At 67.3% G+C, this 26,296-nt stretch carries 23 protein-coding genes; 11 read left to right on the forward strand and 12 right to left on the reverse strand.

The genetic code is table 11. The annotated features are described in order from the left end of the window. Positions 1 to 41 precede the first annotated feature (41 nt). The 9 genes from AC1RCS_RS19825 to AC1RCS_RS19865 form a co-directional block, all read right to left on the reverse strand. Entirely contained in the window at positions 42 to 1,130 is a 1,089-nt protein-coding gene (locus AC1RCS_RS19825; protein ID WP_492245557.1) for an LLM class flavin-dependent oxidoreductase, read from the reverse strand. A 153-nt stretch (positions 1,131 to 1,283) separates the two neighbouring features. Further along, complete coding sequence (locus tag AC1RCS_RS19830; RefSeq protein ID WP_492245556.1) at positions 1,284 to 2,234, reverse strand: ABC transporter substrate-binding protein; 951 nt, start codon at positions 2,232 to 2,234, stop codon at positions 1,284 to 1,286. A gap of 24 nt (positions 2,235 to 2,258) precedes the next feature. After that, positions 2,259 to 3,194 carry an ABC transporter substrate-binding protein gene (locus AC1RCS_RS19835; protein ID WP_492245555.1) on the reverse strand — a complete coding sequence of 312 codons (936 nt, stop codon included), beginning with the start codon at positions 3,192 to 3,194 and terminating at the stop codon, positions 2,259 to 2,261. A gap of 155 nt (positions 3,195 to 3,349) precedes the next feature. Beyond that, entirely contained in the window at positions 3,350 to 5,236 is a 1,887-nt protein-coding gene (locus AC1RCS_RS19840; protein WP_492245554.1) for an amino acid ABC transporter permease/ATP-binding protein, read from the reverse strand. 76 nt (positions 5,237 to 5,312) lie between these two features. After that, positions 5,313 to 5,897 (reverse strand): GNAT family N-acetyltransferase, encoded by a 585-nt coding sequence (locus tag AC1RCS_RS19845; protein ID WP_492245553.1) that lies wholly within the window; start codon positions 5,895 to 5,897, stop codon positions 5,313 to 5,315. 27 nt (positions 5,898 to 5,924) lie between these two features. Beyond that, positions 5,925 to 7,130, reverse strand: coding sequence for a M20 aminoacylase family protein (locus tag AC1RCS_RS19850; protein WP_492245552.1), 1,206 nt, complete (start codon positions 7,128 to 7,130; stop codon positions 5,925 to 5,927). Beyond that, positions 7,130 to 8,488 carry an LLM class flavin-dependent oxidoreductase gene (locus AC1RCS_RS19855; protein WP_492245551.1) on the reverse strand — a complete coding sequence of 453 codons (1,359 nt, stop codon included), beginning with the start codon at positions 8,486 to 8,488 and terminating at the stop codon, positions 7,130 to 7,132. The genes AC1RCS_RS19850 and AC1RCS_RS19855 overlap by 1 nt, the downstream gene beginning before the upstream one ends. 36 nt (positions 8,489 to 8,524) lie before the next feature. Beyond that, positions 8,525 to 9,526: an LLM class flavin-dependent oxidoreductase gene (locus tag AC1RCS_RS19860; RefSeq protein WP_492245550.1), complete on the reverse strand. Its 1,002-nt coding sequence runs from the start codon at positions 9,524 to 9,526 to the stop codon at positions 8,525 to 8,527. Between the two features lie 267 nt (positions 9,527 to 9,793). Next, entirely contained in the window at positions 9,794 to 11,140 is a 1,347-nt protein-coding gene (locus tag AC1RCS_RS19865) for a branched-chain amino acid ABC transporter substrate-binding protein (RefSeq protein WP_492245549.1), read from the reverse strand. A 92-nt stretch (positions 11,141 to 11,232) separates the two neighbouring features. On the opposite strand from AC1RCS_RS19865, the gene AC1RCS_RS19870 reads away from it, so the two are divergent. Then, positions 11,233 to 11,622: an Hsp20/alpha crystallin family protein gene (locus AC1RCS_RS19870; protein ID WP_218293895.1), complete on the forward strand. Its 390-nt coding sequence runs from the start codon at positions 11,233 to 11,235 to the stop codon at positions 11,620 to 11,622. A gap of 165 nt (positions 11,623 to 11,787) precedes the next feature. Here AC1RCS_RS19870 and AC1RCS_RS19875 read toward each other — a convergent pair whose 3' ends face one another. Beyond that, positions 11,788 to 12,759: an AraC-like ligand-binding domain-containing protein gene (locus tag AC1RCS_RS19875; RefSeq protein ID WP_369641903.1), complete on the reverse strand. Its 972-nt coding sequence runs from the start codon at positions 12,757 to 12,759 to the stop codon at positions 11,788 to 11,790. Positions 12,760 to 12,980: 221 nt separating this feature from the next. On the opposite strand from AC1RCS_RS19875, the gene AC1RCS_RS19880 reads away from it, so the two are divergent. From AC1RCS_RS19880 to AC1RCS_RS19915, 8 genes are all read left to right on the forward strand, one after another. Further along, the gene (locus AC1RCS_RS19880; RefSeq protein WP_492245548.1) at positions 12,981 to 14,198 is read left to right on the forward strand and encodes an amino acid ABC transporter substrate-binding protein; all 1,218 of its coding nucleotides are present in this window, start codon (positions 12,981 to 12,983) and stop codon (positions 14,196 to 14,198) included. Positions 14,199 to 14,202: 4 nt separating this feature from the next. Beyond that, entirely contained in the window at positions 14,203 to 15,081 is an 879-nt protein-coding gene (locus tag AC1RCS_RS19885) for a branched-chain amino acid ABC transporter permease (protein ID WP_492245547.1), read from the forward strand. Then, positions 15,078 to 16,034, forward strand: a complete 957-nt coding sequence (locus tag AC1RCS_RS19890; protein ID WP_492245546.1) for a branched-chain amino acid ABC transporter permease — start codon at positions 15,078 to 15,080, stop codon at positions 16,032 to 16,034. Before AC1RCS_RS19885 ends, AC1RCS_RS19890 begins: the two co-directional genes overlap by 4 nt. Then, entirely contained in the window at positions 16,027 to 16,791 is a 765-nt protein-coding gene (locus AC1RCS_RS19895; RefSeq protein WP_492245545.1) for an ABC transporter ATP-binding protein, read from the forward strand. Before AC1RCS_RS19890 ends, AC1RCS_RS19895 begins: the two co-directional genes overlap by 8 nt. Continuing rightward, a complete protein-coding gene (locus AC1RCS_RS19900; protein WP_145695436.1) occupies positions 16,788 to 17,498 on the forward strand; it encodes an ABC transporter ATP-binding protein in 711 nt (236 codons plus the stop codon). Before AC1RCS_RS19895 ends, AC1RCS_RS19900 begins: the two co-directional genes overlap by 4 nt. Before the next feature lie 58 nt (positions 17,499 to 17,556). Then, positions 17,557 to 19,008, forward strand: a complete 1,452-nt coding sequence (locus AC1RCS_RS19905; RefSeq protein ID WP_492245544.1) for an aldehyde dehydrogenase — start codon at positions 17,557 to 17,559, stop codon at positions 19,006 to 19,008. 36 nt (positions 19,009 to 19,044) lie between these two features. Next, positions 19,045 to 19,227, forward strand: a complete 183-nt coding sequence (locus AC1RCS_RS19910; RefSeq protein ID WP_492245543.1) for a hypothetical protein — start codon at positions 19,045 to 19,047, stop codon at positions 19,225 to 19,227. 332 nt (positions 19,228 to 19,559) lie between these two features. After that, complete coding sequence (locus tag AC1RCS_RS19915) at positions 19,560 to 21,272, forward strand: IPTL-CTERM sorting domain-containing protein (RefSeq protein WP_492245542.1); 1,713 nt, start codon at positions 19,560 to 19,562, stop codon at positions 21,270 to 21,272. 33 nt (positions 21,273 to 21,305) lie between these two features. Here the strand turns inward: AC1RCS_RS19915 and tsaD are convergent, their stop codons facing one another. Further along, the gene (gene tsaD, locus AC1RCS_RS19920; protein WP_369641897.1) at positions 21,306 to 22,352 is read right to left on the reverse strand and encodes a tRNA (adenosine(37)-N6)-threonylcarbamoyltransferase complex transferase subunit TsaD; all 1,047 of its coding nucleotides are present in this window, start codon (positions 22,350 to 22,352) and stop codon (positions 21,306 to 21,308) included. Positions 22,353 to 22,452: 100 nt separating this feature from the next. Beyond that, a complete protein-coding gene (locus AC1RCS_RS19925) occupies positions 22,453 to 23,619 on the reverse strand; it encodes a branched-chain amino acid ABC transporter substrate-binding protein (RefSeq protein WP_218293884.1) in 1,167 nt (388 codons plus the stop codon). Between the two features lie 207 nt (positions 23,620 to 23,826). Here AC1RCS_RS19925 and AC1RCS_RS19930 point away from each other — a divergent pair, with 207 nt between their 5' ends. Beyond that, positions 23,827 to 24,453: an ANTAR domain-containing response regulator gene (locus tag AC1RCS_RS19930; protein WP_218293883.1), complete on the forward strand. Its 627-nt coding sequence runs from the start codon at positions 23,827 to 23,829 to the stop codon at positions 24,451 to 24,453. 582 nt (positions 24,454 to 25,035) lie between these two features. Beyond that, positions 25,036 to 26,280, forward strand: a complete 1,245-nt coding sequence (locus tag AC1RCS_RS19935) for a CmpA/NrtA family ABC transporter substrate-binding protein (protein ID WP_218340636.1) — start codon at positions 25,036 to 25,038, stop codon at positions 26,278 to 26,280. Positions 26,281 to 26,296 lie beyond the last annotated feature (16 nt).

Below are 26,296 nucleotides of genomic sequence, written 5' to 3' on the forward strand. Positions count from 1 at the left end.
GAAAACCGCTACGCCATCACCCGCTACAACTGGTCGATCTACTACGCCATGTCGGTGATCGAGCTGGGCAGCGAAGTCGCGGCTGCGCGGTCCACGCAGTAGCCGTCAACAGTCGGGCCGGCCGCCGCTGGAACCCAGCCCAGCTCCGGCGCAATGTACTGCGCGGTGTCGCTCAGGATCTGCGCGTACTCGTGCACGTTGAAGTCATATGGCAGTTCCAGCCGCAGCTCCTGCACGCGCGGCACGATCGGGTCCTGGCGCAGGCTTTCCAGGATCTCATCGGACGTCCCCACCAGATCGCGCGCAAACAGCGTACGGCGCTCGCCCTGGGGTGCCATCGTGCGAACCTCGCGCAGCGCCGCCCAGGCTCGGTAGCGCGCCCGGCTCGCAGCATCTGCGCTGTCCAGCGGCACGACGACCCGACCCAGCGCCACACGCGGGGCGTGGGGAGCCGACCAGTGGGCATGAAACAGTTCGAGCTGGCTGCGCTGCGCCGCGAAGAAATCGTCTGTCTGCTCACCGCGGTTGAGGTTGCCGATCAGCAGGTGGTAGCCCTGCGCCCCCGCCCACTGCGCAGACTTCAGCGACCCGCCGCCGTACCACAGCCGCTCCACCAACCCCGCCGCATGCGGCTGCACCCGCGGGCGCTGGCGTCCTGCGGGCGACTCCACGAAAAAGTCGTCGTCGCCGAAATAATCACCGCGCAGGTTGCTGCGCAGCCGCTCCACCCGCGCGTGCGAAAAATCGATGGCCTGCGCATCGCCGTCGAACAAGCGCCCGCCTAGCAGCGGCCCGTAGGGTGGCGCCCCCGCACTCAGCCCCACCTGCAGGCGCCCGCGCGACAGCACGTCCACCATCGCCAGGTCCTCGGCCAGCCGGAAAGGGTTCTCATACCCCATCTGGATCACCGCCGTGCCCAGCGCGATGCGCCCCGTGCGCTGCGTGGCGGCGGCCAGCAGCGTGGCCGCGGACGACACCGCCCGCTCCAGATGCCGCTGGCGCACCCACGCGCCCTGGTAGCCCAGCGCTTCCCCCAGCTCGAACAGCCGCAAGGTGTCTTCCAAACCCTGCAGCGGGCTGTCCTCGGCATAGTTGCCCGGCGTCAGAAATGCGAGATGAGAAATAGCCATGGATGAAAAAGAAAAAGGATCAACAGACGCCGATCAGACCGACAGACGCCCGCAACCGGCGCGCCCCCACGCCAGCGCACCCGTGGATCTGGCTCCGCCAGTCCACCGGGTGCGCCCCCCTGAGGGGGAAGTCGCGCAGCGGCTCAGAGGGCTTCAGAACTTGGGCAAGCCCGGGGGATTGGTTTCCGATTTGGGCAACGCTTCCTCCAGCAGACTCCAGCGCTGCAGCGCCTGCGTGTACTTGCCGTTCTTGATGAGCCCATTGGTGGCCAGCGTCAGCGCATCGGCCAGGCCCGAGCCCTTGCGCGTGGTGATGGCCACGTCGGACTTGAGCGGCCAGCCCGCGTTCACCGTGCCCACGAGCTTGATCGTGCCGTCCTTGGCCGCGTGGTAGGCCTGCGGCGCGTTGGGGTTGAAGTTGGCGTCGGCCCGGCCCGACACCACGCCCAGCAGCCGCGCGGCGTCGTCGTCGAAGTACACGGGCTCCACGGGCTTGAGGCCTGCGGCGACGTTTTGCTTGTTCCACTCCAGCAGGATGCGCTCCTGGTTGGTGCCCGATCCGGTGATGACCTTCAGCCCCGCAATGTCCTTGGGCTCCTTGATGGACGTGATCTTGCTGTCGGCGCGCACATAGAAGCCGTGCAGGCCCAGGCGGTAGGTGGAGAAGTCGTACTTCTCCTTGCGCTGCTCCGTCACGCCCACGTTGGAGATCACCGCGTCGTACTTGCCCGAGGTGAGCCCGAGCGGCCAGTCGGCCCAGGCAATCGGCAGCAGTTCGAGCTTGAGCCCCAGGGCGTCGGCAATCAGCTGCGCATAGTCCGGGTCGAACCCCACCACCGTCTTGGCGTCGCTGGCATACGTGGCGATGGGGGGCGCAAACGGCGCGATCGCCACGGTGAAGACTCCTTCCTTCACGAACTTGAAATTCTTCGGAATGGCCTGGACGGCCGCTGCGTCTTTCTCGGCGCGGATGCGGCCCATTTGCTCGGGGCTGAAGTCAAACGCGGTGGCAGCACCGGCCACGGTCCACGCGCAGGACAGCGCGCACGCCGAGGCCAGGGCCACCAGGCTGCGGCGCGACAGGGAATGGAGAGTCAGAATCATGGATGGTCCTTGAAGGCTGCAGGCTTACTTCTTGGGCAAGCCGGGAGGGTTGGTGCGCGAGACCTGGATGGCCTCGGACTGCAGGTTCCAGCGCTCGAGCGCCTTGGCGTAGTTGCCGTTCTTGATCTGCGCATTCAGTGCCGTGGTGATCGCGTCGGCAATGCCCGAACCCTTGCGCGAGGTCACGGCAATCTCGGCCGCCTGCGGCCAGCCGCCCGAGAAGGTTCCCACCAGTTTCGTCTTGCCATCGCGCGCGTTGTGCGCGGCGATGCCGTTGGGGGCCAGGTACGCGTCGGCGCGGCCCGAGGCCAGCGCCAAGTACAACACCACATCGTCGTCGTAGTACTGGATGTCCACCGGCTTGAGGCCTGCGGCGATGTTCTGCTGGTTCCAGCGCAGCAGGATCTGCTCCTGGTTGGTGCTCGCGCCGACCACCACCTTCAGGCCCGCCACATCCTTGGGCTCCTTGACGGACGTGATCTTGCTGTCGGCCTTCACATACACGCCCAGCTGGTCATTGCGGTAGGTCGAGAAGTCGAACTTTTCCTTGCGCTCCTCGGTGACGGTGACGTTGGAGATCACCACATCGAACTTGCCGGACTGCAGGCCCAGTGGCCAGTCGGCCCAGGCCACGGACACCAGCTCCAGCTTGCGCCCCAGGCTGTCGGCCACCAGCTGTGCGATGTCCGGCGCGTTGCCGACGGGCGTCTTGTTGTCGGTGGCATAGGCGCCGAATGGCAGCCGGCCGGTGGTGGTGCCCACGGTGAGCACCCCCTCCTTGGCAAACTTGAAGTCCTTGGCGACCAGCTTGAGTGCCTCGTCCACCTTCTGCGAGCGGGGGCGCATGGGCTGCTCAGGGCTCAGGTCGATGGCCTGCGCAGCAGCATGGATGGGCGCGAGTGCGGCGATGGACGCAGCGGCCAGTGCCAGGGCTGCGAGGGTTCGGTTCACAAGGGTCATGGGTCGGCTCCGGGGATGGGATGGATGGGTCAGGAAAACAGGCAAAGGAAGAAGCAAAAAAATTGCGCAGATCAGAGCGGCGCCCACGCCGCAGCCCGGCCTGGGCCACAGGCCGGCTGACCCAGAGGTCCGCTGCGGGTGAGGCAGGCCGCGGCTCAGAGCACCTTGGCCAGGAACTCCGCCGTGCGGGGATGGTCGGGCTGGCTGAACACCTTGGCGGGCGTGCCGGTTTCCAGCACGCGGCCCTGCTCCATGAAGACGACCGTGTCGGCCACCTCGCGGGCAAAGCCGATCTCGTGCGTCACGATGATGAGCGTGGTGCCGGTGCGCGCCAGCTCCTTGATCACATCGAGCACCTCGCCCACCAGCTCCGGGTCCAGCGCAGACGTGGGCTCGTCGAACAGCAGCACCTTGGGCTTGAGCGCCAGGGCGCGCGCGATCGCCACGCGCTGCTGCTGCCCGCCGGAAAGCTGCCGCGGGTAGCTGTGCGCCTTGTCGGACAGGCCCACGCGCGCCAGCAGCTCCAGCCCCAGCGCTTCGGCCTCTGCACGGGGCAGCCTGCGCACGGTGACCGGTGCTTCGACGATGTTCTCCAGCACCGTGAGGTGTGGGAACAGGTTGAAGTTCTGGAACACCATGCCCACGTCCACCCGGCGTTGGAGGATGTCCTTCTCGCCCAGCTCGTACAGGGTGTCCGCTTCCTGGCGGTAGCCGATCAGCTCGCCATCGATGGCAATGAAACCATCGTCCACGCGCTCCAGGTGGTTGATGGTGCGCAGCAAGGTCGACTTGCCCGAGCCGGACTGCCCCAGGATCACCGTGACGCTGCCGGGTGGCACCGTCAGCGTCACGTCCTTCAGTACGCGCAGGGCGCCGTAGCTCTTGGACACGCCGTGGATGGTGACTTCACCACCGCGGTTGCGCTCGCCCGTCCAGCGCGGCACGGTGGCGACGGCGGGCGTGGGCGCTGCTGCCGGTGCGGTCACCGCTGTATCACCTTGAACGGCCGCGCGCCGCGCAGGCCGCAGGCGCTGCGCAATGCCGCCGAAGATCGACGGCGGCAGGCTGCGCAGCGCGCCCTTGGAAAAATGCCGCTCGATGTAGTACTGCAGCAGCGACAGCACCGTGAGGATCACGAGGTACCACACGGTCGCCACCATCAGCAGCGGGATCACCTCCAGGTTGCGGCGGTAGATGATCTGGATGGTGTAGAACAGCTCGGGCAGGGCCAGGATGTACACGTTGGACGTGCCCTTGGCCAGCCCGATGATGTCGTTGAAGCCTGCGGGCAGGATGGACCGCATGGCCTGCGGCAGCACGATGCGGAACGCCTGGCGGCGGCGCGGCAGGCCCAGTGCGGCGGCCGCTTCCAGCTGCCCCTGGTCCACCGACAAAATGCCGCCACGCACGATCTCCGATGCAAAGGCCGCCTGGTTCAGCGTGAGGCCGATCAACGCCGCCACGAAGGGGCTGATGAGCTGCGTGGTGGGGTACGAGAAGAACGTCCAGCCGGTGAAAGGCACGCCCAGGCTCACGGTCTCGTACAGGTAGCCCAGGTTGTTGATGATGAGCAGCAGCACGATGACCGGGATGGACCGGAAGATCCAGATGAACGTCCACGACAGCCCCGCCAGCAGCGGCGAGCGCGACACCCGGGCCAGTGCCAGCGCCGTGCCCAGCGTGAATCCGAACAACGCCCCCAGCGCGGTGAGCAGCAGCGTGCGGCCCAGGCCCACCAGCACAGGCTCCGAGAAGAAATACTCGCCAAAGATGCTCCAGCCCCAGCGCGGGTTGGTGAACACCGAATACAGCACCAACGCGATGACCACGGCGGCAAACACCGTGCCGGCGGCCCGTGCCCGGTAGCGCGCGGGCACGACTTTGTAGTGGGAATAATCGCCCTTCACCGGGACAGGGGCCGGGGAGGATGAGGGTGTGAGGGCAGGCGCGCCGGGCCCATGGCTGTGGGCACCAGGGGGTGCGGCATGGCCGGGGCCCAGCGGCAGACCGGCAGCGGCGTCCAGGGTGGTGGAGGTGGACATGGTGGTGAGGTCTCGCAGGCTGTCGGGGTTCGTGGAAAAGAGCGGGGGCAGGCGGGGCCGGTGCGCGTGACGGTTTTCAGGCCGCTTGCGCAACCACCGCGGCGCGCCCTACGCCCAGGGCGTGCGGTGTGGCGGGCGCCGTCAACGTGGCGGGGGACTCCAGGCCCTCCACGGCGCGCAGAGTCTTCTCGAACGGCAGATGGCGGTACGTCTCGTGCGGCAGCGATGTGTCGAACAGCGCCGTGTACCCATGGCCCAGATACAGCCCCACGGCCTCGGGCTGGCGAAAGCCGGTGGTGAGGTACAGCCGCGCATAGCCTTGGCGCAGCGCCTGGGCTTCGAGCTCCCGCAGCACCCTGGCGGCGAGGCCCTGGCGGCGGTGGGCCGAGTGCGTCCACACGCGCTTGAGCTCCGCTGTGTGCGCGTCGCTGTGGCGCTTGAAGGCACCGCCGCCAATCGCCTGTCCGCCGCGCAGCAGCAGTACAAAGTTGCCGCCGTGCTCCGGCGTGAACAGCTCGGGCGGGTACTTCTCCATCTCGCGCTGCCCGCCCTCGCGGTCGTAGAACTCGCCGTAGCGCGACTCGTACTCGTGCGACAGCTCGTCGATGAGCGGTCGAGCCAGGGGATCGGCGGGCGAGGTGTAGATGAAGCTGTCACTCATGGGGAGGGCTTTCTCGTGAAAGGGGTCTCAGGCCAGAAACCGCTCGGCCAGCCGCACCCAGTACGTGGCCGAGGGCGCCAGGATGGCGTCGTTGAAGTCGTAGTACGGGCTGTGCAGCGATGCGCCATCGCCATTGCCCACGAACACGTAGCTGCCCGGACGTTGGAGCAGCATGAAGGCGAAATCCTCGCTGGCCGTGCGCGGGCGAAAGCCCGCTTCCACGCGGGCCGCGCCGAAGGTGTCGATCGCCACGCTGCGTGCCAGTTCCGTCTCGGCTTCATGGTTGAGCACCGCCGGGTAGCCGGGCCGGTACGACACATCGGCCGTGGCACCAAAGCTCTCGGCCTGCGCGCGGGCGATGGCCGGAATGCGCCGCTTCAGAACCTCGCGCACCTCGGGCTTGAAGGCGCGGGCCGTGAGCTTCAGTTCCACGCTGTCGGGCACCACGTTGGGCGCGTTGCCGCCGTGGATCGAGCCCACCGTGACCACGCCCATGTCGAGCGGATCGACATTGCGCGAGACCACCGTCTGCAGCGCGGTGATGATGTGCGCGCTGGCCACTACGGGGTCCACTGTCTCGTGCGGCGCGGCGCCGTGGCCGCCCTTGCCGCGCACGGTGATGGTGATCTGGTCCACCGAGGCCATGGCAGGCCCCGTCACGCAACCAAAGTGCCCCGCGCCCACGCAGGGCCAGTTGTGCAGGCCGAACACCGCGTCGCACGGAAAGCGCTCGAACAGGCCCTCGCCGATCATGCGGTGGGCGCCGCCGCCGTTTTCCTCGGCGGGCTGGAAGATGAGGTTCAGCGTGCCGTCGAAGCGGCCCGACTCGGCCAGGAAGCGCGCCGCAGCCAGCAGCACCGTGGTGTGCCCGTCGTGCCCGCAGGCGTGCATCACACCGGCGTTCTGGCTGGCATAGGGCAGGCCCGTGGCCTCGGTGATGGGCAGTGCGTCCATGTCGGCACGGATGCCCAGGGTCTTGGGGCCCTGCCCCTTGCGCAGCGTGCCCACCAGGCCGGTGCCCGCGATGCCGGTGGTCACCTCGTACCCCCAGGACGCGAGGCGCTCGGCCACAATGGCCGAGGTGCGGTGCTCCTGGAACGACAGCTCGGGGTGCTGGTGCAGGTCCCGGCGCAATGCCTGGAACTCGTGGATGAAGGCGGCAATGCCCTCTTCCACGCTTTTCACCCGCTGCACGTCGTGTGCGGACGCCGCTACGGGCAATGCTGCGCCCATCACGCCACCTTCTTCTCTGGCGCCGTGGCTGCGTCCGCATCGGCCTGCGCGTACCGGCTGGCCTTGCGCGGCAGGCCCAGGTGGTCGCGCAGGGTGTGGCCCGGCAGCGTGCGCTGGTAGCGGCCCCGCGACTCCAGCACCGGAATCACGTGCGCGATGAAATCATCCAGCCCCTGCGACAGCACGGGGAAGCCCAGGATGAAGCCATCGGCCGCGCCCTCGTCCACCCAGCGGATGATCTCGTCGGCCACGCGCTCGCCCGTGCCCACGAACTGCGAGCGCGGCGTGGCGGCCTCCAGCGCCACCTGGCGCAGGGTCAGGCCGCGCGCCTTGGCATCGGCCTTGATGCGGTCGGTGGTGGAGCGAAAGCTGTTGCGGCCGATCTCGCCCAGCTCCGGGAAGGGCGCGTCCAGCGGGTACTGGCTGAAGTCGTGGTGGTCGAAGTAGCGGCCCAGGTAGGCCAGCGCTTCATCGACCGTGAGCAGCTCGCGGATGGCCTGGTACTTGGCGTCCGCCTCTTCCTGCGTGGCGCCCACGACGGGCCCGATGCCGGGGAATATCTTCACATCGTCGGCCTGGCGGCCGTGCACCACGGCACTGGCCTTGACCTTGCGCAGAAAGCTGCGCGTCTCCTCCACCGAGGGTGAATGCGTGAACACCGCATCGGCGTACCTGCCCGCCAGGCCGATGCCGGCGTCGGAGGAACCCGCCTGGAAGATCACCGGCTGCCCCTGCGGCGACCGGCCGATGTTGAGCGGCCCCGCCACCTGGAAGAAGCGGCCCTTGTGGTTCAGCGTGTGCAGCTTGGCGGGGTCGAAGAACTGGCCCGTGGCGCGGTTGCGCACCACGGCGTCTTCGTCCCAGCTGTCCCACAGGCCTTGCGTCACCTGCAGGTACTCGTCGGCGATCTCGTAGCGCAGCGCATGGTCGGGGTGGTTGCGGCTGTAGTTGCTGGCCGTGCCCTCCAGCGGTGTGGTCACCACGTTCCAGCCAGCGCGCCCCTTGCTGATGAGGTCCAGCGATGCGAACTGCCGCGCCACCGTGAATGGTTCGCTGTACGAGGTGGAGATGGTGCCCGCTAGTCCGATCTTCGACGTCGCCACGGCCAGCGCCGACAGGATGGAGATGGGCTCGAAGCGATTCAGGAAATGCGGGATGGATTTCGCGTTGATGAACAGCCCGTCGGCCACGAAGGCGAAGGCGATGCCGTTGGCCTCGGCCTTCCGCGTGGTCTCGATGTAGAAGTCGAGGTTGACGCTTGCATCCGCGGGGCCTGCGGGGTGCTTCCACGAATTCATGTGGCCGCCTGCGCCATGCAGCATGACGCCGAAGCGGATGGGTTGTGGGGTGTTGCTCATGGTGTCTGTTCCAGGGGAAAGGGGGCGGCCAGCGGGTCAGGCCTCGGCGGTGGCATAGGCGCCCGCCAGCAGCTCCACCGAGGCCAGGCGCTCGGCAAAGCCCGTGACCGGCGTGTCGACCACGAACTCTTCGATGCCGTAGCGCTCACTGAGCGCATCGAGCTGCTCGCGCACATGCTCGGGCGAGCCGGCAATCACGTGGGGCCGGGTTTCTTCGAGCCGGTAGTCCGCCACGCCGGCCTGGCGCGCAAACTCGGCGGCGGCCTGGGCGCTGGGCAGGTTCACGCTCTGTCCGGTGGACAAATGCAGCTTGAAGACACGCAATGCGCCCACCAGGCTGTCGGCCTGCGCCTGGGTAGGGGCCACGAGCGCATAGAGCGCCAGCGAGGGGGCGCGGCCAGCGGCTTCGCGGTACACGCGCACCGTGCGCTCGATGTTGACGGGGTCGTCATTGAAATGGCCCGCGTACGTGAAGTGCCAGCCATGGCGCGCCGCCAACGCCGCGCTGTCGGGGCTGCCGCCCAGCAGGTGGCGCTCGGGCAGGCTGGGCGGCGCGGGGTAGGCAACGGCACCCGCCAGCGCGTGGTCCGGGTCCAGCGTGCCGTGCAGAAAGGCGTCCAGCTCCGCAAAGCGCGCGCCAAAGTCCGCAGGCCGGGATTTATCGTGCAGCGCCTGCAGCGCCCGGGTGGACAACGGCAGGCCGCCGGGCGCCTTGCCCACGCCCAGGTCCACCCGGCCGGGCGCCAGTGATGCGAGCACCTTGAACGCCTCGGCCACCTTGAAGGGGCTGTAGTGCTGCAGCATCACGCCGCCCGAGCCGATGCGGATGCGCGAGGTGCGTGCCAGCAGGTGGGCCACCAGCACTTCGGGTGCCGAGCCGGCCAGGCCCGGGTTGCCATGGTGCTCGGCCACCCAGAAGCGGCGGTAGCCCAGCTGCTCGGCACGCTGGGCCAGCGCTACGGTGCGCTGCAGCGCCTCGGCCGCCGTGGCTCCGTCGGGGATGGGACTTTTGTCGAGCAGGGAGAGGGTGTAAGACACGGTGGAGGCAGCGATTCGCGCATGGGTGATCAATGCGACAAATTCTGTGGCCCGACGGCCTGCACCGGTTGCGCTAACTTTTCATATCGATATGCGGCGCGCGCTGCGCAGGCAGCACTGCACACGCTCGCGAGGCTCTGCGCTCCCCTCTGGCGCGCGCTCCGTGCATGAGCATGCGCCCCGTCAGAGCCACCGTGGAACTGGCTTTGCCAGGCCACGGGTGGCGTCCCCCTGCGGGGGAAGGCGCCGAAGGCGACTCAGGGGGGTTTAGAACCTTGTCATGGTGCAGCTGTGGGGCTGCTGCGCCTTGGCGGCAGGGATCTGCCGCACCACGCGAAAGCCGTAGCCCGAGCCTTCCACGTCGAACTTCACGCCCGGTGCGCCCTTCTTGTCCATCACGCCCACCACCAGCGCCTGCTGGAACTGGTGGTCCGCCGCGCGCATGCTGCCGCCCTGGCCCGACAGCTGCACGTTGGCGCTCCCCATCTGCCGCGCCACGGCCACGGCGTCGGTGCTGCCCGCGCGTTCGATGGACTGGGCCAGCGCCTCGACCATGAGCTGCATGCGCATGTGCACGTAGTCGTCCTGCGGTTTCGGGAAACGCGTGCGGAACGACTGGTAGAACGCCTCGCTCTGCGCGCCCGGCACGTTGGGCAGCCAGTCGGCCACCGCGACCACCTTGCCGATGCCCGCGTCGCCGATGGCGGCGGGCGCACCCAGCGCGTTGCCGTAGAAGGTGTAGAAGCTGCCCTCGTAGCCCACTTCGCGCGCGGCCTTCACCAGCAGCGTGAGGTCGTTGCCCCAGTTGCCGGTGACCACGGCCTGCGCGCCGCTGGTCTTGATCTTCACCGCATAGGGTGCGAAGTCCTTCACGCGGCCGATGGGGTGCAGCTCGTCGCCCACCACGGTCACATCGGGGCGCTGGGCGGCCAGCTGCTTCTTCGCCTCGCGCAGCACGGCCTGGCCGAAGCTGTAGTCCTGGCCGATGAGGTAGACGCTCTTGAGGCCCTTGTCTTCGCGCATCACTTCCATGAGCGCGGCCATGCGCATGTCGGCATGGGCGTCGAAGCGAAAGTGCCAGAAGCTGCACTTCTCGTTGGTGAGGATCGGGTCCACCGCCGAGTAGTTCAGGAAGATCACGCGCTTGTTCGGCTCGCGCTCGTTGTGCTTGTTGATGGCTTCGATCAGCACCGCCGCCGTGGCCGACGAATTGCCCTGCAGGATGACCTGCGCGCCGTCGTCGATGGCCGCGCGCAGTGCCGACAAGGCCTCCTCGTTCTGGCCCTTGCTGTCGTAGCGCTCCAGCGCCAGCGGGCGGGGGCCGCCGCTGCTGGCGGGCAGCTGCACGCCGCCGCGTGCGTTCACACGCTCCATGGCCCAGTAGACGTTGCGGTAGACCGCCTCGCCGGTGTTGGCGAACGCGCCCGAGAGGCTTTCGATGAGCGCCACCTTCACCGGTTTGGCCGGGGCCGCGGCCGTGGTGCCGGGCGCGGTCTGGGCATGGCTGGCGGAAAGGGGGGCCACAGCGCAGACCAGCGCCGCGGCCAGCGCCAAAACCGGTTGACGTAATGCCGCTGCGCCTGTTTTCAAGCCCACGGAGCGCAATTTATTCATGCCATTTTTCCCTTGAAAAGCAACCCGGCCGTACACAACTCCTTGGCATGCGGCGACCACGTCGAGAGCCGCGCAGTTTATAGGAGTTACCCATGATCTTCGCCCCCGTGATCCGCCGTGCCGCTTATGCCCAGTCCCCCCGTTCCGCCGACCTGGCGCTGCAGCGTTTCCTGATGGGCGCACTGGCCGCACCCGCAGCCCCGGCCTCTGCCGGCTGCGCCGTGACGCAGGACGAAAAGACCACCACCTTGCAGCTGGATGTACCGGGCCTGGCCCGCGAGCAGCTGTCCATCAGCATCGAAGGCAACCAGGTGCGCCTGCAAAGCGTGGAGGGCGCGCCCCGTCAGGTGCAGCGCGCCTGGGAGCTGGCCACTGATATCGACGTGGCCAACAGCTCCGCCAAGCTGGAAAACGGCGTGCTGACGCTGACGCTGGCCCGCCTGGAGCCCGTGAGCCGGGCCACATCGCTGAGCATTCAGTAAACGGCAGCGCCTGCACAGTTACCCGCCCGCACAGGGCGGGCCGCCTGTTGCCAGCACGAATGCTATTGATTCAGTAGCTGAAAGCGCCCCTGCCGCAAGCGGCAGGGGCGCTTTTTCTTATGAAGCGACCTGCCGACAGGCCTGCGCAGCGGCCGGAGAGCGCGCTCAGTGTGGCAATGCCGGAACCCGGGCCCGCGTGCGGTATTCGCTGGGGCTGCAGCCCACATGTGCGCGGAACACACGGCTGAAATGGGCGCTGTTGGAGAAACCCCAGGACAGCGCGATGTCAGTCACCGACCGCTGCGCCTGCGCGCTGCTGCGCAGGTCTTGCAGGCACGCCTCCAGCCGCCGGTGCTGGATCATGGTGGCCAGCGTGTTCTCCTCGTCCGCCACCGCGTTGTACAGGTGCCGCTTGCTGCAGTTGAGCGCCTGCGCAATACGGTCGATGGTGAGGTCCGGGTCTGCGAGGTGGCGGTCGATGTACTGGCCGATACGGTCCCGCAGGGCCTCGCGCTGCGACACGGCGCTGTGCTGGCCGTTGCGCTCCAGCAGCGACAGCTGCACCAGGTGCGTGATCACGTCGGCCACGCCGTCGGCAGCGGCGTCGGACATGCTGGGCAGCTCGGTGAACGCCGCGCGCATGGTGTCCCACGCCAGGCGCGACACGCCCGTGGTGCCTGAAAACCGCTGCACCATCAGGTCGTCGAGCTTGAGCTTGCGCTCGGGCAGTTGTTCCTTCGGGATCATCAACACCATCTGGCGCACGGCCTCGGGGTTGCTCACGGCGTAGGCGCGCGTGGTGTCGTACACGCTCCACTCGCCGGGCGACAGCCACACCTGGCGGCCGTTCTGCTCGAAGCAGGCGCGCCCTTCGAGCTGCGCCACCACCTTGATGTAGGCCCGGTCGCTGCTGCGGATGAGGCTGGGGGTGCGCACCACGCGGTGGCGGCTCACGTCGAGCTGGCACAGGTTGACGTAGCCCGCCTGGCCCGACGTGATGTGGCCCGCGAAGGCCTCGTCGCCGAAGGCATCGGACTCCAGCCCGCCAATGAGGCGCCACACCGCATCGCCCCAGAGGTGCAGGCGGTCGCGCGGTGGCACGGTGTCGGTCGATACCTCGGTCAGAGGGTGGGCCATGGGTGTCTCCAGTCGTCATGCAGACGGTGCCGCCTGTCTCAGCGGGATTATCGGCCGCGCCGCTATTCCTGCGGCGGGCACGGAAATCCGGGTAAACCCCCTGCGCCGTGCACGCTGGGACAAAGCTTTTGTGCACGCTCAGCCCAGCGTACCGGGCGGCGTCTTCCTACGATCCGGGTACGGCCTGCACTGCGCGGGCCTCCCATCCGAGGAGACACACAATGACAACGCATTCACCATCCCAACCCTCCAAGCGCCAATGGATCAAGGGGGCCGCCGCCACCGTGGGCGCGCTGGCCGTGGCGCCGCAGCTGCTGGCCCAAGGCAGTGGCAGCGCCCCCGTGCGCATCGGCTACGCGATTGCCCGCACGGGCCCCTGGGCCGCAGGCGCCCAGGTCAGCCAGGAGCCCAACTACCTGCTGTGGGCCGAGCAGGTCAATGCGGCGGGCGGCCTGAGCATCAAGGGCGCCAAGCGCCCCATCGAGCTCATCGGCTACGACGACCGCAGCGAGACCGAGACCTGCGTGCGCACCTTCGAGAAGCTCATGGGCAGCGACAAGGTGGACCTGATCCTGCCGCCCTGGGGATCGGGCGCCAACTTCGCCATCGCACCGCTGGCCAACCGCTTCGGCTACCCGCTGCTGGCGCCCACGGCGCTGTCGCGCAAGCTGATCGACATGAACCTGCCCTACTTCTTCTCCCTGCTGCAGCAGCCCGACAAGATGATGGGCGCGCTGGTGGACATGCTGGTGGCCAACGGCGTCAAGTCGGTGGCCATCGTCTACATGGACGACCTGTTTGGCCTGGAGAACTTCGCGGCGCTGAACAACGCGCTCAAGAAGACCAGCATCCAGGTGGTGGAGCGCAAGAGCTACCCGCTGGGCGTGAAGGACCTGGCGCCCGTGCTGCGCGGCATCAAGGACCTGAACCCCGATGCCTTCATCGGCATCACCTACCCACCCGACACCATCCTGGCCAGCCGCCAGGCGCGCGAGGTGGGGCTGAACCCCAAGTTCTTCTACGCCTCGGTGGGCACCGCCTTCCAGTTGTACAAGAACGTGATGCAGGCCAACACCGAAGGCGTGATCGGCATGGGATCGTGGAGCGTGAAGACCAGCCCCGAGGCCAAGGCCTACTTCGACGCCCACGTGAAGAAGTTCAACAAGGAGCCCGACCGCTGGGCCAGCGGCCATGCCTGGGCGGGCCTGCAGATCCTGCAGCAGGCCGTGGAGAAGGTGGGGCTGGACCGCAAGGCGCTGCGCGAGCACATCGCCAAGAACGAGTTCAAGACCATCCTGGGCGGCATCCGCTTTGCAGGCAGCGAGAACGCCTCCATCCCGGGCACGGTGAGCCAGTGGCAGGGCAGCGACTTCGAAGTGGTCTGGCCCAAGGACCGCGCCACGGCGCAGCTGAACACCGCAAAACCAGCCTGGAAATAACACAGTGTCTCTGACTTCCTGGGCCGAACTGGTCGCCAGCGGCCTCATTACCGGCGGCATCTACGCGCTGGTGGCCATGGGCCTGAACCTGCAGTACGGGCTGATGCGCATCATGAACATCTCGCATGGCGAGTTCCTGATGCTCGGCGCCTTCCTCACCTGGTGGGCGCACACTGCCTGGGGGTGGTCGCCGTTGCTGCTGATGCCCATCGCCTTCATCGCGCTGTTCGTGCTGGGGGTGGCGGTGCATGCGCTGTGCTTCAAGCGCCTGGCGGCGCGCGCACCCAACGTGGACGTGTTCGAGGCGCGCAGCCTGATGGTGGGCTTCGGCCTGATGTTCCTGGTGCAGAACACCGCCCTCTTGATCTGGGGCGGCGACCTGCGCGGCTACGAATACCTGTCCGATCCGGTGCAGGTGGCGGGCATGCGCTTCACCGAAAACAAGCTGGTGCTGTTCGGCGTGGCACTGGCGCTGTCGGCCGCGCTGATCGCGCTCCTCAAGCTCACCTTGCTGGGCAAGGCCGTGCGGGCGCTGATGCAATCGCCCACGGGGGCACAGCTCGTGGGCATCAACACCCGGCGCCTGCACCCGATGATGTTCGGCATCGGCCTGGGCCTGTCGGGTGTGGCGGGAGCGCTGCTGTCAATGACCTACGAGATCTCGCCCTCCATGGGCGAGCCCTACACCGTGACCGCGCTGATCGTGATCACGCTGGGCGGCTTCGGCAGCCTGGCGGGCAGCCTGGCTGGGGGCCTGCTGTTGGGTGTGGTCGAGGCCCTGGGCATGCACTTCAGCAGCCCCTCTCTCAAGATGCTGCTGAGCTACGCAGTCTTCATCGGCGTGTTGATCTGGCGCCCCAACGGGTTGTTTAGCAAAAAATGAAACTCCATTCCAACAAGCCCTGGCTCGCGCTCGCAGCGGGCACGGCCGTAGTCGGCACCCTGCCCTGGCTGGTGTCCGAGTTCATGGCCTCGGTGCTGCTCAGCTGCCTGATGTACATCGCACTCGCCACCAGCTGGTCGCTGTTCTGCGGCGCCACGCGCTATCTCTCGCTGGCCACCTCTGCCTTCTTCGGCATCGGGGCGTATGCCAGCGCCACGCTGCTCGGTAGCCTGCCCTGGCCGCTGGTGATCGTGGCCGGCGCGCTGATCGCCGCCGCGGTGGCCGTGGTCATGGGTGCGGCGGTGCTGCACCTGCGCGGCACCTACTTCGCGGTGCTCACCTTCGGCATGACGGAGCTGATCCGCCATGCGGTGACCTTTGTCGAAAAGCAGGTGTCGGGCACCGTCGGTCGCGTGCTCACGGTGGTGCCCAGCAACGAGACGGTGTACCTCACGGTGCTGCTGATCGCGGCGGCCGCCATTGCCACATCGATTGCGGTAAAGCGCAGCCGCTTCGGCCTGGCGCTCTCGGGCATCGGCGCCGACGAGCAGCGCGCGCAGACGCTGGGCGTGGACACGCGCCTGGCCAAGATCGCGGGCTTCGGCATCACGGCCGCGTTTGCCGGCGCCGTGGGCGCGGCCATGGCGGTGCGCTGGACCTACATCGAACCGGCGGCCGTGTTCAGCCCCTTCATCGGCTTCCAGACGGTGCTGATCGCGCTGATCGGCGGCGCGGCCAGCATCGGCGGCCCGGTGCTCGCGGCCATCGTCTTCAGCCTGCTGGCCGAGACGCTGCGCCTGCAGCTGCCCTACGGCTACATGATGGTGCTGGGCCTGCTGCTGATCCTGTGCGTGATGTACCTGCCCAACGGGCTGGCCACGCTGTGGCAGCGCAAGCGGGCGGCCACGCCTGCCACGCCGGCCACACCTGCCACTGAGGCCGGCCATGTCTGAAGCCCTGCTGACCATCGACAGCGTGACCGTGCGCTTTGGCGGGCTGACCGCCGTGGACGGCGTGAGCGCCAGCCTGCACGCAGGCGAGCTCATCGGCATCATCGGCCCCAACGGCGCGGGCAAGACCACGTTCTTCAACGCGATCTCGGGCGTGCAGCCACCGACCTCGGGCACGCTGCACTGCGGTGCCGACAACCTGACCGGCAAGGGGCCGCACCACTATGCGGCCCACGGCATCGCGCGCACCTTCCAGACGCCGCGCGTGTTCCCCGACATGAGCGTGCGCGACAACGTGCGCTTTGGCATGCAGTTCGCGGGCCGCCACCGCCAGGGGCCCGTGGGCCTGCGCAATGAGGACGAGATCCTGGCCATGTTGGGCCTGTCAGCCCTGGCCGACCGGCCCGCCGCCGACGTGACGCCTTCGCAGCAGCGCCTGCTGGAGATCGGCATGGCCCTGGGCACGCGCCCGCGCCTCTTGCTGCTCGACGAGGTGGCCGCCGGCCTGACCGAGGCCGAGGTCGATGCCATGGCCCAGCGCATCCGCCGCCTGCGCGATGACTGGGGCCTCACGGTGGTGTGGATCGAGCATGCGGTGACCACGCTGCTCAAGTACGTGGAGCGCGTGCTGGTGCTGCACCAGGGCCGCAAGATTGCCGACGGTACACCCGCCGAGGTGGTGCGCAACAAAGAGGTGATCGAGGCCTACCTGGGCGATGAGATGGGCACACAGGCCACGCCCGAAGGAGCCACGGCATGAGCGGCGCACACCTCACGGTACAAGGGCTGGTCACGGGCTACAACGGCTTCCAGGTGCTGCAGGACCTGTCGCTCGAAGCCCAGCCCGGCATCACGGTGATTGTCGGCCCCAACGGCGCCGGCAAGACCACGCTGCTCAAGGCGCTGGCCGGCCTGCTGCCGCGCCAGGGCACGGTGCAACTCGACGGCCAGGCCGTGCCGGCCCTCAATGCGACGGCCTGCGTGCAGCGCGGCCTGGCCCTGGTGGCCGAGGGCCGCCAGCTGTTCCCGCAGATGACGGTGACCGAGAACCTGGAACTCGGCGGCTGGCTGGTGCCCTCGCGCGTGCGCGCCGAGCGCCTGGCCCAGGCCTTCGAGGACTTCCCGCGCCTCAAGGAGCGTGCCCAGCAGCTGGCCGGCACCATGAGCGGTGGCGAGCAGCAGATGGTGGCCGTGGCCCGCGCCATGATGAGCGGCCCGCGCCTGTTGATGCTGGACGAGCCCTCGCTGGGCCTGGCCCCACGCATGGTGGACGAGCTGCTGGCCATCGTGCAGCGCATCGCGGCGCAGGGCGTCACCGTGCTCATGGTGGAGCAGAACGTGCGCAAGGCGCTGCAGGTGGCGCAGCGCGGCTATGTGCTGGAGCGCGGGCGCATCGTGGCCTCGGGCGATGCCGCCACGCTGCTGCAGTCCGACGCGGTGCGCCAGGCCTATCTGGGCGTTGCCTGAACGTCCCACACCCCATCCCCATCCGACTTTTCCTTCCTATTCATCCAGGAGACATTCCATGACTGCCATTTCCATGCTGATCAACGGCGAGCGCGTGCAGGCCGCCGGCGGCGCTACCTTCGAGCGCCGCAACCCGCTCGACGGCTCCGTGGCCACCACCGCGCCCGCCGCCACCGTGGCCGATGCCAAGGCCGCAGCAGACGCAGCCGCCAAGGCCTTCCCGGCCTGGTCGGCCCTGGGCCCCAATGCGCGCCGCGCGCTGCTGCTCAAGGCGGCGCACGCACTCGAAGCCAAGGGCGATGCCTTTGCTGCCGCCATGGCCGCAGAAACCGGCGCATCGGGTCTGTGGGCCGGCTTCAACGTGCACCTGGCGGCAGGACTGCTGCAGGAGGCTGCGGCCCTCACCACGCAGATCGCCGGCGAGGTGATTCCGTCGGACGTGCCCGGCAGCCTGGCCATGGGCGTGCGCCAGGCCGCGGGCGTGGTGCTGGGCATCGCGCCGTGGAACGCGCCCATCATCCTGGGGGTGCGCGCCATTGCCACGCCGCTGGCCTGCGGCAACACGGTCATCTTGAAGGGCTCGGAGCTGAGCCCGGCCACGCACGGCCTGATCATCGAGGCGCTGCAGGAGGCCGGCCTGCCGCCAGGCGTGGTGAACTTCGTGACCAATGCGCCCGCCGATGCCGGTGCCGTGGTCGAGGCCATCGTGGCCCACCCGGCCGTGCGCCGCGTGAACTTCACGGGCTCGACCAAGGTCGGCCGCATCATCGCGCAGACGTGTGCCAAGTACCTCAAGCCCGTGGTGCTGGAGCTGGGTGGCAAGGCACCCTTGCTGGTGCTGGACGATGCGGACGTCGATGCCGCCGTGGCGGGTACCGTGTTCGGCTCGTTCGCCAACTCGGGGCAGATCTGCATGTCCACCGAACGCATCATCGTGGACAACGCCGTGGCCGACGAGTTCGTGGCCAAGCTCGGCGAGCGCGCCAAGGCCCTGCCCCTGGGCGACCCACGCAAGGGCCCGGTGGTGCTCGGCTCGGTGGTGGACATGGCCACGGTGCACCGTTGCAACGCGCTCATCGACGACGCGCTGGCCAAGGGCGCCACGCTGGTGTGCGGCGGCAAGAGCGACAGCACGCTGATGCAGGCCACCGTGCTCGACCACGTGACGGCGGAGATGGACATCTACCGCGAGGAGTCGTTCGGCCCCGTCAAGCCCGTGGTGCGCGTGAATGGCGTGGAAGAAGCCATTGCCTGCGCCAACGACAACGAGTTCGGCCTGTCATCCGCCGTGTTCAGCCGCGATGTGGCCAAGGCGTGGAACGTCGCGGCGCGCATCGAGTCGGGGATCTGTCACATCAACGGGCCGACGGTGCATGATGAGGGGCAGATGCCGTTCGGTGGGGTGAAGAGTTCGGGGTACGGGCGGTTTGGGGGGATGGCGGGGGTGCGGGAGTTCACGGAGCTGCGCTGGATCACGGTGCAGACAACCCCGAGGCACTATCCATTTTGAGGGCGTTGAAACGGCCCCCATATACGGTGGACGGGCATGAGCGTCCACCTGAATGCCGCGCGCCTGGTCAATGTCGGTCAAGCCGCCATTCGCCCCCCTGCGTCCGAGCTTGAGAGGCGTATTCAAAGGTTTCTGGGAAAGGTGCACAGAAATCAGCGCCCGTCGCACAACCCCGCAGGCATCGCCGATGCCTGCGCTTTTTTTCTTGACAGCTGGTAGCCCACCCCATAAGGTTGTTAGCGATTGTTTCAGCATTCATCGGCTAGTGCGCCGGCCCGGAAATAGCTGCATGCAACGAAGTCGATGGCTTCATTCTCAAAAAAGCAGGCGCCCCCCTCAGTGACCACCGCAGCGGTATCGAGGACTTGCAGTGCGGTACCGAGTGTGAAAATCCGATTTCGTGAACATGTGGCTTGAGCGGTGACAGCGCACTAGATTCGCGCAATGTGCTGTCCAGCATGAATGGCGCGACAAACGAACCGCCGCAAATGTGCCTCCCACGGGAGCGGACACGCATCAGCGTTGTCAATCACTACAGCGGACAACCAGACATGAGCAGGATTTGTTTTCGTATTGCCACAATGATTCTCTTTGTGGTTGGTTTTTCCAGCCAGGCCTGGGCCCAGGCATTCACAGAAGATTTTGACAACATCACGTTGCTCACGGGCAATGGATGGTTCATGCAGAACAACAGCACCCCGGCCGGCTCAACCAGCTGGTTCCAGGGGACAGCAACCACAGCGACGCCAACCCCCGGCCCCTTCAACGCGTATAGCGGCGCAGCCAATGCATACATTGGCGCCAACTACAACAACACCGGCAGCACCGGCACCATCAGCAACTGGCTCGCGATGCCAAACCGGACGCTGCGCAATGGGGATGTGCTGACCTTCTTCACAAGAAAACCCACGGGGACCGACTATCCCGATCGGCTGGAAGTCCGGCTGAGCACCAATGGCGCAAGCACAAATGTGGGATCAGGCGCCACCGCCGTGGGGGACTTCACGGCGCTGCTGCTCAGCGTCAATCCAACGCTGGTGGCCGGCGGCTATCCCCAGACGTGGACGCAATACACCATCACTATCTCGGGACTTCCAGCCCCCACCTCTGGACGCATGGCGTTTCGCTATTTCGTCACCTCGGCCGGTGCTCTCGGAACGAATTCCGACTACATTGGTATCGACAACACGGTGTACACACCCTATGTGTGCCCGGCATTCACGATGACACCGGGGGGCGCGCTGGCCCCGGCAGTCTGGGGTCAGGCCTATAGCACCCCCCTTTCACAGACGGGTGCACTGGGAGCGCCAAGCTATGCGGTGACTGCTGGTGCTTTGCCCCCCGGGTTGACGCTGGGTGGTAGTGGCACCATCTCCGGCACGCCAACGGCCACTGGAACCTTCAACTTCACAGTGACAGTCGCGGACGCCAGCGGCTGTTCGGGTTCGCAGTCCTACTCCATCCAGGTCGAGGCCAATGTGCCTGGCGCGCCCCAGAACGTCAGCGTCACGGCTGGCAACGGGCAAGCGACCGTGAACTGGCAAGTACCATCCCACGATGGCGGCAGCGCCATCTCCGGCTACACGGTCACAGCGGTGCAAGACGGCAGCAAAACGTGTACGACCTCGGGTGCGCTCGGCTGCACGGTCTCTGGCCTCACCAACGGATCGGCGTACAGCTTCCGCGTCGTGGCTACCAACAACAAGGGGCCTTCCGCCGCAGGCATCAGCAATGTGGTCACACCAACACTTTCGACGGTGACCGGCGCGGTACCTGGCATGTCAGGCGCCGGCTCAGTCACCCTCGCTGGCGGAGGCGCAAGCTGTACGCTGGATTCCAGCTCTGCATTCACGGTGCCTTCTACGGCCCCCGCCAACCGCACCTTGCCTCATGGCGCGTTCGAGTTCCTCGCCACCGGCTGCACCGGCAGCGTCACCATCTCCATCACGTACCCGACTCCGTTGCCTGAAGGCGTGCAGTTCTGGAAGTTCGGACCGGCTACGGCAGGAGCACAGACCTCCACCTGGTTCTTATGGACCGAGGCAGTGCTCAGCCCGGACCGCCGCACAGTGACGTACAGCATCACTGACAACGGCATAGGTGATTCAGACATTGCCGCAGGGCGTATCCGCGATCCGCTGGCTCCGGCACTGGGCTCTGACCCCACCAGCATCCCGGTCAACAACCCGTGGGCACTGGCTGCACTGGCTGCCATCCTGGGTTGGATGGGACTGCGCAGGCAACAGCGCGGTTCTGCAGGATAGGTTTGTCGACGGGGCTGGAATGACCAGCCCATTTCAGCCGACTGGCACGATGGAATCCAGCGGCCACCGCGGCTTCACATCAAACGCATAGTCGGTGTTCGCCTCCTGCTGCCCCGCCTGCAGCCGCATTGCCGCCGCCATGGCGATCATGGCCCCGTTGTCGGTGCACAGGTGCAATTCGGGGTAGTGCACCCGCACCCTGGCCGCCGCGCAGGCGGCATTGAGCTGCGCCCGCAGATGCCGGTTGGCGCCCACACCACCGGCCACCACCACGCGCTTGAGGCCGGTCTGCTTGAGCGCCGCCAGCGTCTTTTTCACCAGCACCTCGACGATGGCGGCCTCGGTGCTGGCCGCCAGGTCGGCCTTGCGCGCTTCGAGCCCGTCGCCCAGTTTTTTGGCCTGGGTCAGCACGGCGGTCTTGAGCCCGGCAAAGGAGAAGTCGAGATTGCCGCTGTGCAGCAGCGGGCGCGGCAGCTTGAAGGCCGCCGGATCGCCCTGCTCGGCAAGGCGTGACAGCGCCGGCCCTCCCGGGTAGCCCAGGCCCATGAGCTTGGCCGACTTGTCGAAGGCCTCGCCCGCCGCGTCGTCGATGGTCTCGCCCAGGATCTCGTAGCGACCCACGCCGTCCACCCGCATGAGCTGGGTGTGGCCGCCGGAGACCAGCAGGGCCACGAAGGGGAACTCGGGCGGGTCCGCGCTCAGGAAGGGCGAGAGCAGGTGCCCCTCCAGGTGGTGCACGCCCAGCACCGGCTTGTCCAGCGCCGCGCCCAGCGCGCAGGCCACGCCGGCCCCCACCAGCAGGGCACCCGCCAGGCCCGGGCCGCGCGTGTAAGCGACCACGTCCACGTCCGCCAGCGTCTGGCCGGACTCGGTCAACACTTGCGTGGCCAGCGGCAGCACGCGGCGGATGTGGTCGCGGCTGGCCAGCTCGGGCACCACGCCACCATAGGCCTGGTGCATCTCGATCTGGCTGTGCAGGGCGTGGGACAGCAGGGTGGGAACGGCATCGCCCGTGGAGCGCACCAGCGCCACGCCGGTCTCGTCGCACGAGGATTCAATTCCGAGGATCAACAGACTCATGCCCCGAGTGTAAAACCCGGGCTCGCGAGGGGCCTGATGCAAAAACCCCTGCCGGCGGTGGCCGGCAGGGGTCGTGCATCCCCAGGGTCGCAGGCCGCGCCTACCAGCGGTCCGAGCGCATGCGCAGCTCCCAGCTGCCGCTGCGCAGTTCGTACACGCCCACCGCGCCGTAGCGCTGCTCGCCCTTGTCATCCCAGGTCATCGTGCCGATCACGGGCGCGTAGCCGTTGATGCCGTGCATGGCCTTGGTGATGTCCTTGGGGTCCGCGGACTTGGCCTTCTGGATGGCCGCCGAGAGCACGTACATGCTGTCGTAGCTGTAGTGCCCGCCGTACGCGGGCGGCTTCTTGTAGGCATCGATGTACTTTTCCAGGAAGGGCTTGCCCGTGGAAAACTCCTTGGCTTCCAGCACGGGCGAGGTGGCATAGACGCCCTCGACGATGCCGGCCCCCTTGGTCATGTCGGTGGTCTTGATGGTGTCGCCGCCCAGCAGGCTCACCTTGGTGTGCCCCACCTTGCGCAGGGCTTCCAGCAACGCCAGCGCCTGGAAGTCATTGAGGGTGGAGACGATCACCTCCACCTTCGCGGCCTTGAGTTCGCCGGCCAGTTCGTCGAATGCCGTGGTCTTGTCGTCGAACGACTTGCGCACCACCACCTCTTTCTTCTCGGCCTTGAGCTGCGCGGCGGCCCCGTCGGCCAGGCCCTTGCCGTAGGGCGTGCCATCATCCAGCGCGGCATAGCGCGCGGCGCCCAGCTGGGTGGCGGCAAACGAGCCGATGGCGCGCGCCTGCAGCGTGTCGTTGCCCACCATGCGGAAGGTGGTGGAGAAACCCAGCTGCGTGAACTTGGGGTTGGTGGAGATGGCGATCTGCGCGATGTCCTTGGCCGCGTAGATGGGCGCGGTCTCGATGCTCACGCCCGAATTCAGGTGCCCGATGACGGCCACCACGCCGGCATCCACCAGCTGCTGGGCCACCGTCTTGCCGGTGGCCGCGTCGGCCTTGTCGTCCACCGCCACCACCTCCAGCGTCACCCGCTTGCCGTCCACGGTGTAGCCGCCCTTGTTCAGTTCGGCCACGGCCAGGTTCACGCCATTGAGCAAGTCCTGCCCGAGGGCGCCCAGGGGGCCGCTCAAGGGCTGCGCCACGCCGATCTTGATGGTGTCGGGCACCTTGCCGCACCCGGACAGGAGCAGCAGCGCCATGGACGCGGCGGTGGTCAAGGCCAGCCCGGCGGCGAAACGGCGCCGGTCAATATGCTTGTTCATGCGGAATCCTCATCAATATGTCAATGTGACCAGATGTATATGCGACGACGGAGGAAAGGCGCTATCGGGTATGCCCTGCCAATCGGCAAACTATTAGCAAGTTTCAGACCCTGCAAGGCAAGGCCCTTGCCGGAACCCGGCACCTGCCCGGGGCGCACCGCTTCGGCGCACCAATTTGTGGCGTAAAAATTGCTTATGCTCCAGGGTATGAACGAGTCTCTGCGCATCGTGGTGGTGGCCCCGGACCTGGCCATTGCCGACCCCGACGACGAACACGCCGTGCTGCAGGCGGAGCGTTCGCGGGCGCTGCGCATCGGGCTGCTGGAGAACAATTTCAACCTGATCGCCACGCTGCCCGCGGATGTGTTCCTGAGCGAGCGGATCGCCCAGCTGCAGCCCGACCTGATCATCGTGGACGCCGAGAGCGAGGCCCGCGACGCGCTGGAACACGTGGTGGTGGCCACGCGCGACGAACGCCGCCCCATCGTGATGTTCACCAACGACGAGGACACCTCGCACGTCAAGGACGCGGTGGCCGCGGGCGTGTCGGCCTACATCGTGGCCGGCCTCGCGCCCCAGCGCATCCGCCCCATCCTGGACGTGGCGATGGCGCGCTTCCAGCACGAGCAGGCGCTGCGCGCCGAGCTCGCCGATGCCAAGACCGAGCTCAAGGACCGCAAGACCATCGACCGCGCCAAGGGCCTGCTCATGCAGCGCCAGGGCCTGACCGAGCAGGCCGCGTACGAGAAACTGCGCAAGACCGCCATGGACAAGGGCCTCAAGCTCGTGGATGTGGCCCAGCGCATGCTCGACGTGATGGACCTGCTCGGGTAAGCAGGTGACATCCTCCTGAGGCGCTGCGCGCATCGGTGCAGCCGCCAGAGGCCGCCCGCTCTCGGAGACCGTCCAGACTGCACAGGCAGTCTTGGAGCCGCGGCCCCTGGCCCCTCCTCTGCCCGGCTCGGGAAAGGGGACGATCCCCTCGCTGCGCAGCGGTCCTTACCCGGCATCCCCGGCCTGGGCCACGCCCAGGTCCACCGGCTTCTCCCGGATGGTGCGCCGCACAAAGGCAGTGCGGCATTCACCGCGCGCACCACCTCCGCGCGTTTGCAGGTCAAAAAGGCCCCCGGCGCTTGATCCATTTGCGCAAGAAGCTATCAGTTCAATAGCAAATCATGCGCCGAACTGATGCGGAGCCCGTGCGGCAAGGCCTGGCACGCCACTTGCTTTAACCCCTGCGAGACCAATGGCGGTCTCACCCCCACACAGCACGGGCCCAAAGGCGGGCCGGTGCTGGGCGAGCCCTTCATCGGGTATCGCCATGGACAGAGGCGTCCCTCACCGACCGGTGCTGCATGTATGCAGGCTGCTCGGGAGGACGCCTTTTTTGTTTTCAACGCTATGAGGAAGTGCCCCATGACCGATCTGCTCAAAACCAGCCTCAACCGCCGCACCGTGCTGCAGGCCGCCACCGTGGGCGCCGTCGGCGTCAGCCCCGCGCTGCGTGCGCTGGTGCACGCCCAGGGCTCGGACGCGCCGGAGAAGAAGGAAGTCAAGATCGGCTTCATCCCGCTGACCGACTGCGCCAGCGTGGTGATGGCCTCGGTGCTCGGCATCGACAAGAAGTACGGCGTGACCATCATCCCCACCAAGGAAGCCTCCTGGGCCGGTGTGCGCGACAAGCTGGTCAACGGCGAACTCGACTTCGCCCACGTGCTGTACGGCCTGGTCTACGGCGTGCACCTGGGCCTGGCCGGGCCCAAGAAGGACATGGCCGTGCTGATGAACCTGAACCACAACGGGCAGGCCATCACGCTGTCCAAGAAGCTCGCCGACAAGGGCGCCGTCAATGGCGCGGGCCTGGCCAAGCTGATGGCCAGCGAGAAGCGCGAGTACACCTTCGCGCAGACCTTCCCCACCGGCACGCACGCCATGTGGCTGTACTACTGGCTGGCGGCCAACGGCATCAACCCGATGAAGGATGCCAAGGTCATCACCGTGCCCCCGCCGCAGATGGTGGCCAACATGCGCGTGGGCAACATGGACGGTTTCTGCGTGGGCGAGCCCTGGAACCACCGCGCCATCATGGACGGCATCGGCGTGACGGCCACGACCACGCAGGACATCTGGAAGGACCACCCCGAGAAGGTGCTGGGCACCACGTCCGAATTCGTGCAGAAGTACCCCAACACGGCCCGTGCCGTGACGGCCGCCATCCTGGAGGCCAGCAAGTGGATCGACGAAGGCCTGGCCAACAAGAACAAGATGGCCGAGACCATTGCCGGCAAGGCCTACGTGAACACGGGCGTCGATGCCATCAACCAGCGCATCCTGGGCCGCTACCAGGACGGCATGGGCAAGACCTGGGACGACCCCAACCACATGAAGTTCTTCAACGAGGGCACGGTGAACTTCCCCTACCTCACGGACGGCATGTGGTTCCTCACGCAGCACAAGCGCTGGGGCCTGGTCAAGGACCACCCCGACTACCTGAACGTGGCCAAGGCCGTGAACCGCATCGACGTCTACAAGCAGGCGGCCGCCGCTTCCAAGACGCCGCTGCCCAAGAGCGAAATGCGTACGAGCAAGTTCATGGACGGCGTGGTGTGGGACGGCAAGGACCCCGCCAAGTACGCCGACAGCTTCAAGATCAAGGCGTAAGCGCCCTGCCCCGTCC

The sequence above is a fragment of the Acidovorax sp. GW823-FHT01C06 genome (assembly GCF_058798375.1).

Bases quoted from the DNA above. Each gene is read 5' to 3' on its own strand.
- tsaD (WP_369641897.1), bottom strand. From the start codon at position 22,352: ATGAGTCTGTTGATCCTCGGAATTGAATCCTCGTGCGACGAGACCGGC.
- AC1RCS_RS19910 (WP_492245543.1), top strand. From the start codon at position 19,045: ATGAGCGTCCACCTGAATGCCGCGCGCCTGGTCAATGTCGGTCAAGCC.
- AC1RCS_RS19915 (WP_492245542.1), top strand. From the start codon at position 19,560: ATGAGCAGGATTTGTTTTCGTATTGCCACAATGATTCTCTTTGTGGTT.
- AC1RCS_RS19865 (WP_492245549.1), bottom strand. From the start codon at position 11,140: ATGAATAAATTGCGCTCCGTGGGCTTGAAAACAGGCGCAGCGGCATTA.
- AC1RCS_RS19825 (WP_492245557.1), bottom strand. From the start codon at position 1,130: ATGGCTATTTCTCATCTCGCATTTCTGACGCCGGGCAACTATGCCGAG.
- AC1RCS_RS19855 (WP_492245551.1), bottom strand. From the start codon at position 8,488: ATGAGCAACACCCCACAACCCATCCGCTTCGGCGTCATGCTGCATGGC.
- AC1RCS_RS19850 (WP_492245552.1), bottom strand. From the start codon at position 7,130: ATGGGCGCAGCATTGCCCGTAGCGGCGTCCGCACACGACGTGCAGCGG.
- AC1RCS_RS19890 (WP_492245546.1), top strand. From the start codon at position 15,078: ATGAAACTCCATTCCAACAAGCCCTGGCTCGCGCTCGCAGCGGGCACG.
- AC1RCS_RS19840 (WP_492245554.1), bottom strand. From the start codon at position 5,236: ATGTCCACCTCCACCACCCTGGACGCCGCTGCCGGTCTGCCGCTGGGC.
- AC1RCS_RS19845 (WP_492245553.1), bottom strand. From the start codon at position 5,897: ATGAGTGACAGCTTCATCTACACCTCGCCCGCCGATCCCCTGGCTCGA.
- AC1RCS_RS19905 (WP_492245544.1), top strand. From the start codon at position 17,557: ATGACTGCCATTTCCATGCTGATCAACGGCGAGCGCGTGCAGGCCGCC.
- AC1RCS_RS19835 (WP_492245555.1), bottom strand. From the start codon at position 3,194: ATGACCCTTGTGAACCGAACCCTCGCAGCCCTGGCACTGGCCGCTGCG.
- AC1RCS_RS19895 (WP_492245545.1), top strand. From the start codon at position 16,027: ATGTCTGAAGCCCTGCTGACCATCGACAGCGTGACCGTGCGCTTTGGC.
- AC1RCS_RS19870 (WP_218293895.1), top strand. From the start codon at position 11,233: ATGATCTTCGCCCCCGTGATCCGCCGTGCCGCTTATGCCCAGTCCCCC.
- AC1RCS_RS19830 (WP_492245556.1), bottom strand. From the start codon at position 2,234: ATGATTCTGACTCTCCATTCCCTGTCGCGCCGCAGCCTGGTGGCCCTG.
- AC1RCS_RS19900 (WP_145695436.1), top strand. From the start codon at position 16,788: ATGAGCGGCGCACACCTCACGGTACAAGGGCTGGTCACGGGCTACAAC.
- AC1RCS_RS19925 (WP_218293884.1), bottom strand. From the start codon at position 23,619: ATGAACAAGCATATTGACCGGCGCCGTTTCGCCGCCGGGCTGGCCTTG.
- AC1RCS_RS19935 (WP_218340636.1), top strand. From the start codon at position 25,036: ATGACCGATCTGCTCAAAACCAGCCTCAACCGCCGCACCGTGCTGCAG.
- AC1RCS_RS19880 (WP_492245548.1), top strand. From the start codon at position 12,981: ATGACAACGCATTCACCATCCCAACCCTCCAAGCGCCAATGGATCAAG.
- AC1RCS_RS19930 (WP_218293883.1), top strand. From the start codon at position 23,827: ATGAACGAGTCTCTGCGCATCGTGGTGGTGGCCCCGGACCTGGCCATT.
- AC1RCS_RS19875 (WP_369641903.1), bottom strand. From the start codon at position 12,759: ATGGCCCACCCTCTGACCGAGGTATCGACCGACACCGTGCCACCGCGC.